A 14,694-nucleotide genomic window follows, 5' to 3' on the forward strand; every position below is an offset into this window, starting at 1 on the left:
TCTTCGCGAAGTTATTCGGGGAAGATCGAAAATGGCGAGAGATTATGTGATAAAGCGGCGCGATTGCGAGCCTAGCGCACACCACATCGACGAGCATCCGATGCGTCGGGATCTACTCGACACCGAGCTCAATGATTGGGATGACGCCCAATTTTGCGCCGTTGAACTGGGCATCGAGCACACCGTGCGCGGGTTTCGGTGGCTGCCGCGTGGGAGCGCGCTTACCGCTCTCCCACACGGCAGCAACACACTATTCGGGGGTCGAGTTATAACTGTCGGCCCAGACGAAGCTGCGGTAATGGCTGCGGCAGCACATCTGCGGCGCCATCGGCTGCTCTTCGGTTTCCGGCAGGTCCTGTAACTCCAAGACGTCGGCTTCCACGATTCGCCTCCTTCTCTGCGATTTTCTGTGTTCTTTTTCTCACGGTGGGCCGTCGCCGGTCAGGTCGTTGTCGACCAGCCAGGAACGGGATCCGCCATGTTCGAGGCGCAGCAGGAAGTCCAGTACGCCGGCGAGCCCGACGTTGTAACTCGCGCACACCGCACGCATGGTGTCGTCGGGAATCAGGAGCCTGCCGTCGCGTTCGGCGGCCCGGACGTACAGGCAGGTGGCGATCTCCGCCGCCCACTGCCGATAGCGGGGTTGCCCGGTCGCTGCGGCGAGATCGAGGAGTAATTCGGCGTTGCCCGCGATGCCGTGGCAGGTACCGGTCGCGAGGCGCCAGCGGTCCCGGTACACCGTGCGCCCGGCCCGCTCGGCGAACTCGAGGAACCGCAGCTCCCCGGTCACCTGGAAGAGCCGGATGAGGAAGGTGCCGATGCCGGAGGTGCCGTTGCACCAGAAGTTCAGGTCGGGAGTGTCGGTCGTGCCCGGTCCCTTCGGCCAGCGCGCGCCGTCGCCGTCGAGTTCGGCCACCGCGCAGAGCGCGTGGCCGCCGCCGATCGCGATCTCGATCAGGTCGGGCTGGTGCAGATCGCGGCCCGCGCCGAGCAGGAACGCAGCATTGCCCGCGACACCGTGGCCGAAACCGTAGGACTCCGAGCCCGCGAGTTCGTCGCGGAACTGTGCACCGGCCAGCCAATCCACCCGGCTGTCAGCCGCTTTGGTCAGTTGGACCAGGCGGTCGGCGCACTCCGTGGCTCGCTCGGCGAACCGCTGATCACCGCTGGCCCGCCACAGCTGGAGTTGTGCCAGGCCCGCACCGGCCAGGCCGTGGCAGATGTCGGGGTTAGACCAGTCGAGCGGAATGCGCAGCGCGTAGTCCAGTGCACGTTCGGCCAATGCGGCATCGCCCAAAGTTGCTGCGGCGGAATGCAATGCCCACACGGTGCCCGATCGCCCGAAGTACAGTCCGGGCAGGATGCGGCTCGGCTTGGTGAGTCGTCGGTCGAGCCAGTCGGCCGCGGTCGCCAATGCCGGTGCCACCCAGTGCTTTCCGGAACGCACCGCGCGATCCAGGACCGCGAGCACGCCTGCCGCGCCCAGTTGCACGTTGCACGGATCTCCCGGCGGCAACGCCGGGGGGCGCGGCCAGAGGTAACCGTTGTGCGGGGTCATCGTGTCGATCAGGTAGGCCAGTCCGTCGCACAGCAGGCGATCGATGTTCTCTGCGGGTAGTTCCGGACCCGGAAGTGCCTGCCCTGCAACAGGGTCGGACCGTAGGAACGCGGCGGCGCGGGCCAGCGACCAACGGTGCGGAAGCTCAGCGGTGAGGCCCAGGATGAGCGGGGCGAGCGCGCGCAGCGCGGGCGAGGTCGGCGCGGCGGCCTCGACGATCGCCGCGAGGCGCGCACCGGTCGGCCGTGCGTCGGCGGCCAGCACCGGGTTGATACCGGCGGCGGCGAAGAGGAGGGTGGCGCCGAGGCTGAAGCAATCGACTTCCGGACCCGGCGCGGGCAGCGGCTCAGCGGTGTCGCGCCCGGTCGCACCGAAGTATTCCGGCGCGCCGAATCCTGGTGTGCCCGCGATATACGCCGACTGATCGGTGCGCACCGTGCATTCCATATCGATCAGCACCGGGATGTTGTCCGGAGTCACTATGACATTGCTCGGCGCGAGATCGCGCAGGACGTAACCCATTTCGTGCACCGTGGCGATCCGCTCGGTGAGCTCGCGGGCCAGGTGCCAGACCTCGGCTACCGGGACCTGGCGCCCTGCGGGCAGGCGTTGCAGGCTGGTGCCCTCGATCAGATCCTCGACGAGAAACACGTGCCCGGCGACCGTCACGACGTCGCGCAGTGTGGGGGTGATCCCGGTCGGGCCGAGCCGCCGCAGGATCGCTGCCTCGTGCCGCAGCCGATCTCGGGCATCCTGCCCGGTCGGATCCGCCGCGATGTGCGGACGGGCCTCCTTGAGCAGCACCTGGTCGCCGGTGTGCTGGTCGCGGGCGCGGTAGACGCCGCCGCGATTGGAATGCCGGATCGCCGCGGTGACGAGGTAGCGGCCCGCGATGAGCACCGGGTCGCCACGCTTGCGCGCCGGACCACTCTTCGCCGGCGGGTCGAACGGCGGGCTGGCCCAGGCGGGCGGCGAGAACCACGGGTTCCGCGCGTCGGCGGTCGAGGTGCCGTCCGGTGCACGCAGTCGGCCCTCGTAGAAACCCGTGTCGTCCAGTTCACTCGGGCCCGCGAAACACCCGAACCGGTAGTGCACCAGGCTGTCCGGCCGATAGCGGCGATCGGACAGAATCGCCGGGCCGGTGAGTCCGACGGTGGCCTCGTGCAGTTGCTCCGCGAGTATCCGCAGCTGATCGTCGTCGACCGGGTACACGGTGAGGAACTTGCCCGACTGCGCTCGGTCGGCCCGAACCCCGTTGAGCTCGGCGATGATTCGCGGCGTCGCGGCGAATTTGAACGCGCACTCGTGCGCCGCGAGGACCCGCGCCGCGTTGGTCAGCACCGCCGGCGCGGACACCGGAGTGGCGGAGACGTGCAACTTCCAGCCTTGTGACCGCGGCCGATGCCGCGGCGGCGTTACCGTGCACCAGGTTTCATCGACGCACAGCCGCCACCGGATGCCCGCGGTCGATTCCGCAAGCACCGCCATCGCGATCGACCGATAGCCCGCCGCGACGGCCGAGTTCGCGGGCCGACCAGCCAGCACCTCGGTCATCGATGGATGCCCCTCATCCGGTACTACACAGCGATTTGCGGCAAAGCGTGCTCCGATGCTAGTCGCCGGGTGGGGCAGCGTCGTGCCCATATTTCCGGTGTGCGGGCGGTCGACGCGCCGGGCGCACGATCGGTTGGATCTCCCGGATGACGGGCCCGATGCGGTATCGCGTCGCAGCGCACGTCGAGCCGGTTCGTCGACTCGCCGCGTGGCTACGGTGACGCGGCGGCGAATCACGGCACGATGGGTCAGGGCCGTGCAGCAAGGAGGCGTCATGGGCACAGGGGTCGAGGTCGGTCCGTCGTTGCGTCCCACCGGTGGGCGGACGGCGGGGGCGGCGATCGTGGTCGGGGCGCTCGGGGTGGTGTTCGGCGACATCGGAACCAGCCCGATCTACACCATTCAGACGGTGTTCAACCCGGGCGATCCGCATCCGGTGCCGATCAGTGCGGACAACGTATACGGCGTTGTGTCCCTGATCTTCTGGTCGGTGATGATCATCGTCACGCTCACCTACATCTCGCTGGTGATGCGCGCGGACAACGACGGTGAGGGCGGGATCATGGCGCTCATCACCCTGCTGCGACGGCTGGGCGGTGAGCGGGGCGGCCGGACCGCCACGCTGCTGGCGGGTCTCGGAATATTCGGTGCCGCATTGTTTTTCGGCGACAGCATGATCACTCCGGCGATCTCGGTGCTGTCCGCGGTGGAGGGCCTGAAGATCGTGCAGCCCGGCCTGGAAGAGCTGATCGTGCCGATCACGGCGGTGATCATCATCGGGCTCTTCTCGGTACAGCGGCGCGGTACCGCGGCGGTCGGCCGGCTGTTCGGGCCGGTGATGATCCTCTGGTTCTTATCGATCGGGATCCTCGGTGTGTCCGGCATCGTGCGGCATCCGGAGATCCTGAAGGCCTTGTCGCCGACCTATGCGCTGAGCTTCATGGTCGGGCACTTCGGGATCGCCTTCTTCGCGCTGGCCGCGATCGTGCTCGCGGTGACCGGCGCCGAGGCCCTCTACGCCGACATGGGCCACTTCGGCCGGAAGGCGATCACCCGGGGCTGGCTGGGGCTCGTGCTGCCCGCCTGTGCGCTCAGCTATCTCGGTCAAGGTGCGCTGATCCTCGGTGACGAAGGCGCCGTTGGCAGTCCGTTCTTTCTGCTTGCCCCCGGCTGGGCGCGGCTGCCACTGGTGCTGCTGGCGACCGCCGCCACGGTGATCGCCTCGCAGGCGGTGATCACCGGCGCCTACTCGGTGGCTTCGCAAGCGGCGCAACTCGGTTACCTGCCCAGATTGCGGATAGCGCACACCTCGGAGTCGACCATCGGTCAGATCTATGTGCCGTGGATCAACTGGGTACTGATGATCTCGGTGTTGACGCTGGTGTTCGCCTTCCGCAGTTCGGCGGCGCTGGCCTACGCGTTCGGCATGGCGGTGACCGCGACGATCTCCATCACCACCCTGGTGTTCTTCTACCTCGCCCGGATCAAATGGCACACCCCGCTGTGGCTCGTCCTGCTCGGCGCGGTCCCGCTGCTCGCGGTCGACGCGATGTTCCTGTCGGCCAACATGACCAAGCTCGTGCACGGCGCCTGGCTGCCGCTGCTGATCGGGCTCACCGCTTTCACGGTGATGAGCACCTGGGCGCGCGGCCGCGACGTCGTTACCCGCGCACGGGAGGAGAAGGAAGGCCCGCTGCGCGCCTTCGTGGACGAATTGCAGCATCACGAACCACCTTTGCTGCGCGTCCCCGGCACCGCGGTATTCCTCAACCGCGGCAAAGAGACCGCGCCGCTGGCGATGCGGGCCAATGTCGAACACAATCGCGTGCTGCACGAGCACGTGGTGATCATGTCGATCGACACGCTTCCGGTGCCGCGGGTACCCGACGTATCGCGCACCGAGATCGACGCGCTCGGCTACGCCGAAGACGGAATCATCCACGTGACAGCGCATTTCGGCTACATGGAAACCCCGAACATCCCGGCCACGCTGCGCCTGCTCGACCCCGCGCACACCGAAGGTCGTATCTCGGTGGAGGATGCGTCCTACTTCCTGTCGAAAATAGAGCTCAAGCGCGGACCCGCACCGACCATGGCGCAGTGGCGCAAGCGCCTGTTCATCGCCACCTCCTACATCACCGCCGACGCCGCCGAGTACTTCGGTTTACCGGGCCAGCGAACGGTGATCATGGGGGAGCGCGTCGAGGTGTAGGTCGTTTGGCGGACACCGTATTCGCGCGTGCACCAATACGCTATTGCTACGCAGACACTTTCGTGATGCACGGGGGTTGATGATCCGGAATCGACAGTGCTCGCAAGATTCTCGAGTCGCAGAGCCGCATGGGCCTGGCGACGTGGCAGGCGGTGGACGGACGCGCTGAGCGAGGCGCATCCCTCTCGAACGGATTGGCTCGGCAGGTGTTCAAGCGGAAGAAGAGCCGGCTCGATCCGGTGCTGGTGCGGCGGGTGGAGCAGCTGAGGCAGCAATTCACCCTCGCGGAAGGTTCGGATTCGCTGGATCGGGTTGGTGCGACGCTTGCCGAATTGAATCTGTTCGTCTTGGAATTCGTGCCGACGATGGGTACCGATCTGCGGAAGGCGTTGATCGGCACGGAGGTGCTGCGCTGGGCGATCATCCTGGAAACGCGACTACCGGAGTGTAATTGGTTCCGGGTGGCGATGATGGCGACGATGCACTCCGGCGCCTACGCACAGGCCGTGGCGCAATTCTGGCAGAACGACGAGACACAGATGCCGTTGCGCGCGGCCAATCAGGTCGTTTTCGAGCTCGGCGCCTATGCCAACCACCGGTGTTCGATGCCTGCGTTCGCGCCGCTGCTGCTGGAAAACGTCTCGGGCAGTCTGTATCTGGCGACGCAGGTGATGACCGCTATTCGCGCTGTCGACCCCGGCCCGCAGCGGCTCTTCGACGTCGAGCAAGAAGACCAGCAGTGGATCGCCGACCTCGAGTCCGGCGAATTCTGGGACCATCAGGACCGCGATACCCGAGTGATCAATCGACGGCTCGAAGAGTTCCGTGCCCGCCAGGTGAAACTCGTCGAAGCCGCACCGCCGCACCGCAGCACGCTGGAAGCCGATGTGCGGCACTGTGTTACCGAGGTGGCCGCGAGCCGTTCGGGCCGCGACATCATCTATGTCGTCGCGACTGCGCTCGGCGGCGCCGCTTTTCGCACCTTCGGCGACACAGCGCGTATCGGACGGACGGTCAGCGTCGACCTGCCTCGGTTCACCAGTCAGCAGGTACAAGCGTGGCAGGCTCGCATCACCGCTCTGTATCAGCGGCGCCAGGGCGCCGCGGCGCTGCACGAGGAGCTCAGCGAAATCCTGACCGAGCTCGGCGCGGCCACCCTGACGGAGCTCCGCAGGCAATGGCCGGACCTGCGGGCCTTCGCGCTCGCCCCGGTCGGCGCGGCCGCCACGCTGCCACTGGGCGGCGCACTGGTGGACGGGCGGCCCGCGCAACTGCAATTCGACATGACCGTGGTACCCAATGCGAGCATCTTCCGCACCGCCACCCTGCATCCCCGGCCTGCCTCCCGTGCGGCGGTGGTCGTCGTGGACCCCTCGATGGGCGCTGACTTCCTGCCCGAGGTCGGACCGGAAGGCGACGCCATCGCCGCGATACACCAGACGCATTCGGTAAATCTGCGACCGAACAGTGCGCAGGCACCGGACGACGGGCTGATGCGCATTCGCACCTTGGCGCCGAGCAGGCAACGCGAGATCGCCGACGGTCTGGCCCTGTATCCGGCCGCGCCACACCCGGACGGCGGCATCCTCGACGGCATCGAGCGCGCCGCCATCGTGCACCTCGCGTGCCATGGCGTACTGGTCGAGGAGCCGGTGTTCAACTCGGTGCTGCTGCTCGGCGAGAATCCGGTGTCGCTCAGCGAGTTCCTCATTCGGCCGGTGGCGCCGGGCGGTGTGGTCGTCCTGTCGGCCTGCTACGTGGGCGGGGTGGTGACGAGTCTGCCGAACGAACTGCTCGGCTTTCCCGCCGTCTTCCTGTCGGCGGGGGCGCGCACCGTGATCGCCTCCGCGATACCGGTGGTCGATTCCCGCGCGACGATCACCTTTCTGGCGGATCTGCACCGCGGGCTGCGGGCAGGCGAGGAAGGGCACGTCGCGCTGCGGTCGGCCATCTCGGCGTCGTATGCCCGCGGCGACAACTCCTTCGTCTGGGCCGGATTCACCGCATATGGCGCCTGACCACCTTGGGTGGTAAGACATCCGTCTACGACAAATGTCTAAGACGCTGATAACCTCGCAAGATGGGAAATCGCGAAGACCTGCTGGCCGGAGCGCGTAAGGCCGTGCTCGAGCGTGGCCTCGCCAAGACCACCGCGCGCGATATCGCCGGAGCCGCCGGTGTGAGTCTCGCGGCCATCGGGTATCACTTCGGGTCGAAGGACCGGCTGGTCACCGAGGCGATCGCCGAGTCGGTCGGCGGCGGGGTGGGTGACAGCATGGACGCGGCGATCCGGGCCGGGGGCGCGGGCAAATCGCTGTGGGACGCGTTGGGGCCCACCTGGTCCGGTCTGCTCGAGGTGCTCGACAGCAGCCACGAGGCGCTGTTGTTGAGCGCGGAGAATGCCCTGCTCATTGCGCGGTCGCCGGAGTCGCAGGAGTACATGGCCTCGGCCATCCAGAGTGCGTTCGACGATCTCGCGACTACGTTGCGCGAGGTGCATCCCGAGCTGTCCGTGGAGCAGGCGCGAGCCGTCGGCACGCTGTTCTTCCTGTTGTTCCAGGGACTGGCGATGACGCACCTGACCGCACCGGCCGCCGCGGCGGTTGATGGCGCGCAGATCGCCCTTGCCGTGCAGACGTTGCGCGACATGTAGTTACGGCACGTCGCTCGGTCGACGGCCCGGTGGTGCCTTACGGTCTCCGGAATCAGCGGTCGAGCGGGTTTGTCGCGATGCGGGTGGCGATACCGTTGCGCAGAGCCGCGGCGGGGGAACTGTGCGGTTTCCGATCGGCCTGGTTCTGGAAGCAGGCGCGGAATTCTTCGGGGAGACCGGCGCGGGGGTGGCTTTCCAGGACACTGCAGCGGAACTCGGCGGGGAGCGCCGTGCAGTCGCGACCCGAGATGTCCACTGCGGTCCCGTATGCCAGGAGATGCCCTTCGGGGTCGGCGGTGACGTCGACACTGTCCGCCATATGGGCGACGATCACCTCGGACACCCGCACGCGCCGCGGCACGGGCCAACCGGCGGCGGCGCCGAAGACCCACGCCAGGTGACCGCCCGCGACCTCGAACGAGAGACCGTGGTTGTCGAACTCCTCGACCAGGCCGAGATCGTGCAGCAGCGCCGCGACATACAGCAGTTCCGCGTCGAAGGCGATGCCGTCGAGCCGCGCATGGCCTGCGGCCCACAGGTACGAGCGGACCGAGTGATTGAACAGGGCAGGCGTGCAGTAGGCGGCCGCCACCTCGGTGGCGGCGCGGCAACTCGCGGAGTCGGGGATCGTCAGGTCCTGGAGCTTCACGAACTTATTGTGCCAGTGGGTCTCTGCACAGGATCTCCACGTTCGGCACCGAAGACCTGCACAATCGTTGTCTAGGTTGGCCTGCAGGTATCCGGAGAAGCTCGCCGCCGTTGGCGGAGGGCCGACGCGTATGGAGGTCTTGTGCAGGGTGAGTTTTCCCGGTGGGCAACGGAGTTCGAGGCGAAGGTGGCGGCCAGGGCGGCGGCGGGGGAACCGGACTGGGATCGGGGAGCGCACCTCGATCCGGCGGTCGCGCGCAGCGTGCAGCGGTTTCAGGTCGGCGAGAGCGGGGACGGGGCGAATCTGATTGCCAAGGCCGAAGCCGCGGGCGACCCGGTGTATGCCGCCGCGGTGCGATTGTTCGTCGCCGAGGAGGTCAATCATGCCCGGATGCTGGAGTTGCTGCTGAAGGCCGGTGGGTCGCAGACCATTCGCGGGCACTGGAGCGACGCGGTGTTCGTCCGGCTGCGGCGGGCGCTTGGTCTGCGGCTGGAGTTGATGGTGCTGATGGTCGCCGAGGTGGTCGCGCTGCGGTACTACCGCGCGTTGCGCGACGGCACCGACGACGCGCTGACCGACCAGGTCGCCGGGCTGATCCTGAACGACGAACTGCGCCACGTGCCGTTCCACTGCCACCGCCTGCGGCTCGCGTTCGCGACGGCCTCGCGTCCGGCCCGGTTCATCCCGGTGCTGCTGTGGTGGATCGTGCTGATCGGCGCGACCGTGGTGGTCGCCGCCGATCACGGACCCGCGCTGCGCCGATTGGGCGTCACTCGAACCGGTTTCGTCCTCGACGTGATCGGTTTGTTCAAGGGCATTGTGCCGACCGCTGTCTCCACCGAGTCGGTGGCCATTACCAGCAGCGGGACCGAGGCGCGGCGCGCCGCGCTCAATTTGTTGAAACATTGATCATGATCGGCGCGAGATGCGCCGTCGCGCAGCGTTTTTGGCGCGCCTGACCGGTTTGTTCTGGCATGGTGTCAGATGTGACCGAGTTCAGCGACAGGGGCAAGCTGATGTACCTGGTCGAAATCTCCGAAGCCGACCGCTCGAGCCCGCTCTGGTGGCAGGTGAGCAACACGGGGGGCGCAGCGCAGGTGGCGGCGGCCCTGGTCGAGATGGCGGTGCGCTTGGAGCTCGAGCTGCCCTACCATCCGAGCGAGGTCCGCTGCTGGTACCGCTACGAAGTGCGCTGGCCCGACGGGGGAATCCTGGAAGGCTTCGCGGGCGCGGTCGAGCCGCTGCTCATCCCCGATGACCTGCGCGCACTGGCGCGCTCGGTGATCGCGGTGACCGTGCGCGACCGGCGCCGGCGCAGCGAGTAGCGAGGACTGAACGGTGCGGGCCTCGGGTCGTCGCCCGAGGCCAACCCTGCCTAGTGCGGTCGGGACAACTCGTGGATGTCGTGCAGTAGCGCCTTCAGCAGGCGTGCGGGCAACTCTTCGCCGAAGCGGGCGGTGTCGGCGGTGACGTGCACGCTGAGGCCGTGTCCGCGGCGGTCGTCGAGGAGTTCGACGCGGACGGGCAGGCTGGTGTGGTCGCGCATATCCTCCTCGGCCGCGATCAGGCCCGCGGCGAGTAGTTCGTCGCGCGGGTGGAAGCGGACGTAGTTGAACATGACGTGGTATGGGTCGCCGCCGAGCAGTTTGCGTACCTCGGAATGCGGGAAACGGCGGTGGGCCAGTAGCCGGTTCTCCGCCTCGAAGGCTCGCCGGGCCGTGTCCTGCCAGTCGCCGTCGCGCAGTTCGAGGCGCAGCGGCAGTTGATTGAGGAACAGGCCGAGGGTGACGTCGGAGCCGGAACGCTCCGGCCGTCCGTTGAGCAACAGGCCGACCACCGGGGCTTCGGTGTTCCAGACCGCGCCCACCGCAGCGCAGTTCGCCGCCAGCAGCAGGCTTTTCAACGGCAGTCCCCACTGTGCGGACAATTCTTCGAGGCGCCGGGTGTCGGCTTCGGGCACCGCGGCACTTACTTTGCGATGTACCGGGACGCTGTGCCCCGGTGCGGGCACCGTGCCGGCCAGTTCCCGGAACAGATCCGCGGAGTCGGCCGCCCGCATGGCTTCGCGTTCGAGGCGGATGAACTCCGAATACGGCACCGGGTCCGGGAATTCGGGCGGTTGCCCGTCGAGCAGGCCCGCGTAGGTGCGCACCAGCTCGTTGCAGAACACTGCCTCGCTCCACCCGTCGAGGATCGCGTGATGGAACGAGTAGGACAGCGTGAAAGCCCGGGCATCGGTGGTGGTGGCGTGAACTCGCACCAACGGCGCGGTCTCCGGATCGAACGGTTGCGCGAGCTCCGCCATGATCTGCTCGTACCGTTGGGTTTTCACCGTGTCGTCGAGTCCGCGATGGTCGTCGGTGGTCAGCGGGATCGGCGCGGACCGCTGCACCAACTGCATCGGCTCGCTGAAGGTAGCAAGGTCGAAACGGCTACGCAGCACGGGATGTCGTGCCGACAGCAGATCCAGGGCCTGCCGCAACACCGTGGGCTCCAACGGGCGGTGCACGGTCCGCGAGACGACATCGAGATAGAAAGCGCCGTCGCTGATCAGGCTCTCGTGAATGAGCCCGAGTTGCAGGCGCGCCGCCGGATATGCCTGATCGACATCGTCGGGTATCCGTGCCTGATCCAGCAGCGACAGTAGGTCGCCGGTGCCGGCCGCGGCCCGGTCGGCGGACCTGGCCAGGGCCGCGCAGGCGCCGCGCGGGGTCGGATTGCGGAACAGGTCGAGCAGGGTGAGCGCCAGGCCTTGCTCCTGCGCCGCGCCGAGCACCTTGAGCGCGAGCAGCGAATCGCCGCCGAGGGAGAAGAAATCGTCGTCGGGGCCGACCCGATCGACGCGCAGTACTTCCTGCCAGATGGCGGCGAACACGTCCTCGGGCGCCGCGGTGTGGTTGTCGTTCATCGAGAGTTCCTTCCGTAGCGAGGTCACAACTGGCCCAGTTCAGCGGCGGTGACCGTGCGGGTGTGCGCCGGAGCGTCCGGCGAGGCCGGGAAGTCGAATCGGTAGCGCAGGGTCGACTCGACTTTCGCTGCGAGGACGGCCAATTCGCCGATATCGCGGGCTTCGCCCATCACGATGTCCATCTCCCGGGTCTCCACTCCGCCGGGGAATGGCGTGCCGGGCCGGGCGTACGGCCGATGCAGGGTGACGCCGGGCAGCTGCTTGATGGCGTCCACGCCGTCGACGGCGACCAGCGTGGCGGGCAGGCGCGGCGCGGGATGGAACAATTGGAAATACGCCTGTCCCTGGTAAACCGGTGGGGTACTTACCGATTCGCCGAGTGCGATGCGCCCGGCCAGCTCGATCAGATCCAGTCCCAGTGCGCGCCTGGCGAGTTCGTTGATGCCGCCGCCGAGCCGCCCGTTGACCTCGATCAACCGCGGCCCCTGCGGGGTGAGTTTGACCTCGGTGTGGGTGAGCCCCGCGACGACACCGAGCGCCTCGACCGCCTGCCGCGCCAGCGTGCGTACCTGTTCGTCCTCGTCCGGGCTCAGCGGCGAGGGCCAGAACCGGCCGGTCTCCCGGAACGGCGGCACCATCGGGAATTTGCCGGTGACGGCCAGATCGTGAATGTGCCCGTGCTGCACCACGCTTTCGATGGAGACGTAGTCACCGAACGGACCACAGTCGCGCCCGGCCAGGTACTCCTCGAGAACGAGGGTGCCCCCGGTCACCAGACCGGGCCGGTCCTGCGCGAGCAGCGTTCGCGTGAGTTCGAGACCCGCGGCCGCATCGTCGATGTAGAAAGTGTTCCGGCTGCCGCCGCCGTGCGCGGGCTTGAGCACGGCGGGCAGTCCGGTCGCGGCGACGGCGGCGGGCCAGTCGGACTCGACGTCGATCCGGTGACAGCGCACGGCGTCGACACCGGCGTCGCGCAGCGCGGCGCGCTGCTGCCACTTGTCGGTCAGCACCCCGAGGGTCCGTCGATCGTGGAACGGCAGCCCGAGCTCGTGCGCCAGCTCGACCGCCAGACCGAGACCGCGCTCGGTGTAGGTGACCACGCCGCCGGGCCGGTGCGCACGCACCGCATCGGCGGCGAGCGCGGCCGACTCCGCCCACAGCACCGAACCGAGTTGGGACAGTAAGGGTTCCATCGTGCGGGTGTGCTCGTTCGGTTCGAGAACGAAGACACAGTTCGCCCACCCCGCCAGTCCCACGGCGATATCACCCGGGTGCGCGGCGCCGTCGTCATAGACGACCACCAGGGTCGGGCGTTCGCTCATCACAACCTGCCTTTCCGCGGGAGCCGATTCACAGCTCGACGACCGTGACGGTCCGGCCGGGAGCGGGGACCGGGGCGGTCGGGCCGTCCAGCGCGGCGGCCAGATCGGCGATCGAGGCGTGCGCGTAGATCTGGGCGATGACCAGTGCCGGGTAGTGCCGCCGCAGCCGTGCGAACACCGTCAGCGCTTTGAAGGAATCCCCGCCGATCTCCATGAACCGCTCGTCGCGCCCGATCTCGGCCCGGCCGAGCACCTCGCACCAAATCCCCGCCACCAGTTGCTCGGTCGGGGTGCGCGGCGGATCGGTCGCGCGGATGGGGGTAGGCCCGCTGTCGGCGAGCGCGTGCAGAGCGGCGAAGTCGGCCTTGCCGTTCGGGGTGACCGGAATATGCGGGACCGGCATGATCCGGCTGGGCACCAGCGCGGACGGCAGCTCGTCGCGTAGCGACCGGGTCAGGTTCGCCGGTTCCGCGGTTCCCACTACGTAGGCGACCAGTTCGAGCGGCTGGTCCGGGTGTGCGCGCTCGCCGGTCACCACCGCCTGCCGCACACCGGGCGAAAGCAGCAGCGCCGCTTCGACTTCCCCCGGCTCGACTCGATTGCCGCGGATCTTGATCTGCCGGTCGGCCCGGCCCAGATAGTCGAGCGAGCCGCCGGGCTCGCGGATCACCAGGTCGTCGGTGCAGTAGAACCGGGTGTCGGAGGCGTCGAGCCGCACGAATTTGGCCTCGGTGCGCGCGGTGTCGCCGAGATATCCCAGTGCCACGCATTCGCCGCCGAGATACAGCGTGCCGGGTGTCCCGTCCGGTACCGGAGCCAGCTCGTCGTCGAGCACCACGGCGCGCACGCCGCTCAGCGGGGTGCCGACCGGAACCCGCGGGCGATGCGCGTCCGCGGCGGTCACTCGGTGCATGGTCGCCAGAATGGTGGCCTCGGACGGGCCGTAACCGTTGTGCACCTCCAGGTTCGGCCGGGCGCGCAGGATCGCGGCGGCCAGTCGTGGCGGAAAGGCCTCGCCCGCGACCACGAGCAGGCGTTGCGGCAGTAGCGCGGCGAGATCGCCTTCGGCGGCCAGCGCTTCGAGCTGGGACGGCGTGTAGGTGAGGCAGTCGGCGGGGTGCGCCGCCAGATCCGCGGCCAACGCGACCGGATCGAGAGTTGTTTCGCGCGAATACACATCCAGCCGGGCACCGGACAGCAGCGCACCGTACACCGACACCTTGCCGAGGTCTGCGGCGAAGGTCGTGGCGAGGCCGAAGCTGTCGATGGGCACGGCAACCCGCTCCCAGAAAGCCGCGCAGTAGTTGAGCAAGGCACGATGCGAGACCTGAACGGCCTTCGGGGTGCCGGTCGATCCGGACGTACACACCAGATAGGCGACGTCGTCGCGGTGCAGGCCGAAGGCGAGGTCGACGGGCACCCCCTTGGTCGCGTCGGTGAGCACGTGCACCGGCAAGCCGTCCTCGGAAATCCGCGACCGGTTCCGCGTATCGGTGAGTACGGCTCTGGCACCGGTGGTTTGGAGCAACGCGCGCAGCCGCGGCTCCGGATCGGTCGCCTCGAGGTGGACGTACGCCGCACCGACCGACCACGCGCCGAGCACCCCGGCGAGGCAGCGGACGGACCGATCCATCAGTGTGGCAACGACATCGCCGCGGCCGATGCCCTGGCCGCGCAGCCAGGCGGCCACCGCGCCTGCGCTGCTGGCGAGTTCGCGGTAGGTGAACTGAATGTCGCCCTGCCGCAAGGCCGGACGATCGGGTAGTTCCGTGGCGAGATAGGCGAAGGTGTGCGCCGCGGTCGGGGACTGTCGCAGCGTCGCAGACAGGGTCGACATG

At 68.1% G+C, this 14,694-nt stretch carries 11 protein-coding genes; 5 read left to right on the top strand and 6 right to left on the bottom strand.

All coding sequences use genetic code 11. The features are described 5' to 3' along the window. Positions 1-250: 250 nt before the first annotated feature. Together DMB37_RS41775 and lanL are read right to left on the bottom strand one after the other, a co-directional pair. Positions 251-382: a hypothetical protein gene (locus DMB37_RS41775; protein ID WP_255508331.1), complete on the bottom strand. Its 132-nt coding sequence runs from the start codon at positions 380-382 to the stop codon at positions 251-253. 39 nt (positions 383-421) lie between these two features. After that, a complete protein-coding gene (gene lanL / locus DMB37_RS35210) occupies positions 422-3,112 on the bottom strand; it encodes a class IV lanthionine synthetase LanL (protein ID WP_206055080.1) in 2,691 nt (896 codons plus the stop codon). 274 nt (positions 3,113-3,386) lie between these two features. Between lanL and DMB37_RS35215 the strand changes: the two genes are divergently transcribed. From DMB37_RS35215 to DMB37_RS35225, 3 genes are all read left to right on the top strand, one after another. Next, a complete protein-coding gene (locus DMB37_RS35215) occupies positions 3,387-5,324 on the top strand; it encodes a potassium transporter Kup (RefSeq protein WP_135236383.1) in 1,938 nt (645 codons plus the stop codon). 206 nt (positions 5,325-5,530) lie between these two features. After that, positions 5,531-7,342, top strand: coding sequence for a CHAT domain-containing protein (locus DMB37_RS35220; RefSeq protein ID WP_167769032.1), 1,812 nt, complete (start codon positions 5,531-5,533; stop codon positions 7,340-7,342). Between the two features lie 62 nt (positions 7,343-7,404). Then, a complete protein-coding gene (locus DMB37_RS35225; protein WP_135236385.1) occupies positions 7,405-7,977 on the top strand; it encodes a TetR/AcrR family transcriptional regulator in 573 nt (190 codons plus the stop codon). A gap of 52 nt (positions 7,978-8,029) precedes the next feature. Here the strand turns inward: DMB37_RS35225 and DMB37_RS35230 are convergent, their stop codons facing one another. Then, entirely contained in the window at positions 8,030-8,626 is a 597-nt protein-coding gene (locus tag DMB37_RS35230) for an HD domain-containing protein (protein WP_135236386.1), read from the bottom strand. Positions 8,627-8,767: 141 nt separating this feature from the next. Here DMB37_RS35230 and DMB37_RS35235 point away from each other — a divergent pair, with 141 nt between their 5' ends. Together DMB37_RS35235 and DMB37_RS35240 are read left to right on the top strand one after the other, a co-directional pair. After that, a complete protein-coding gene (locus DMB37_RS35235) occupies positions 8,768-9,535 on the top strand; it encodes a ferritin-like domain-containing protein (RefSeq protein WP_135236387.1) in 768 nt (255 codons plus the stop codon). A gap of 77 nt (positions 9,536-9,612) precedes the next feature. Beyond that, positions 9,613-9,951, top strand: a complete 339-nt coding sequence (locus tag DMB37_RS35240) for a hypothetical protein (protein WP_135236388.1) — start codon at positions 9,613-9,615, stop codon at positions 9,949-9,951. 50 nt (positions 9,952-10,001) lie between these two features. Here DMB37_RS35240 and DMB37_RS35245 read toward each other — a convergent pair whose 3' ends face one another. The 3 genes from DMB37_RS35245 to DMB37_RS35255 are packed head-to-tail and all read right to left on the bottom strand — an operon-like array spanning position 10,002 to position 14,693. Continuing rightward, positions 10,002-11,534: a condensation domain-containing protein gene (locus DMB37_RS35245; RefSeq protein ID WP_135236389.1), complete on the bottom strand. Its 1,533-nt coding sequence runs from the start codon at positions 11,532-11,534 to the stop codon at positions 10,002-10,004. 23 nt (positions 11,535-11,557) lie between these two features. Next, positions 11,558-12,856 (bottom strand): acetyl-CoA carboxylase biotin carboxylase subunit family protein, encoded by a 1,299-nt coding sequence (locus tag DMB37_RS35250; protein WP_135236390.1) that lies wholly within the window; start codon positions 12,854-12,856, stop codon positions 11,558-11,560. Positions 12,857-12,884: 28 nt separating this feature from the next. Continuing rightward, complete coding sequence (locus tag DMB37_RS35255) at positions 12,885-14,693, bottom strand: non-ribosomal peptide synthetase (RefSeq protein ID WP_135236391.1); 1,809 nt, start codon at positions 14,691-14,693, stop codon at positions 12,885-12,887. Between the last annotated feature and the right edge of the window lies 1 nt (position 14,694).

It is taken from the genome of Nocardia sp. CS682 (assembly GCF_004634405.1).
In the GTDB taxonomy this organism is placed as follows: domain Bacteria; phylum Actinomycetota; class Actinomycetes; order Mycobacteriales; family Mycobacteriaceae; genus Nocardia; species Nocardia ninae.

Coding starts and splice junctions, on each gene's coding strand:
- lanL (WP_206055080.1), bottom strand. CDS start 3,112: ATGACCGAGGTGCTGGCTGGTCGGCCCGCGAACTCGGCCGTCGCGGCG.
- DMB37_RS35215 (WP_135236383.1), top strand. CDS start 3,387: ATGGGCACAGGGGTCGAGGTCGGTCCGTCGTTGCGTCCCACCGGTGGG.
- DMB37_RS35225 (WP_135236385.1), top strand. CDS start 7,405: ATGGGAAATCGCGAAGACCTGCTGGCCGGAGCGCGTAAGGCCGTGCTC.
- DMB37_RS35245 (WP_135236389.1), bottom strand. CDS start 11,534: ATGAACGACAACCACACCGCGGCGCCCGAGGACGTGTTCGCCGCCATC.
- DMB37_RS35250 (WP_135236390.1), bottom strand. CDS start 12,856: ATGAGCGAACGCCCGACCCTGGTGGTCGTCTATGACGACGGCGCCGCG.
- DMB37_RS35255 (WP_135236391.1), bottom strand. CDS start 14,693: ATGTCGACCCTGTCTGCGACGCTGCGACAGTCCCCGACCGCGGCGCAC.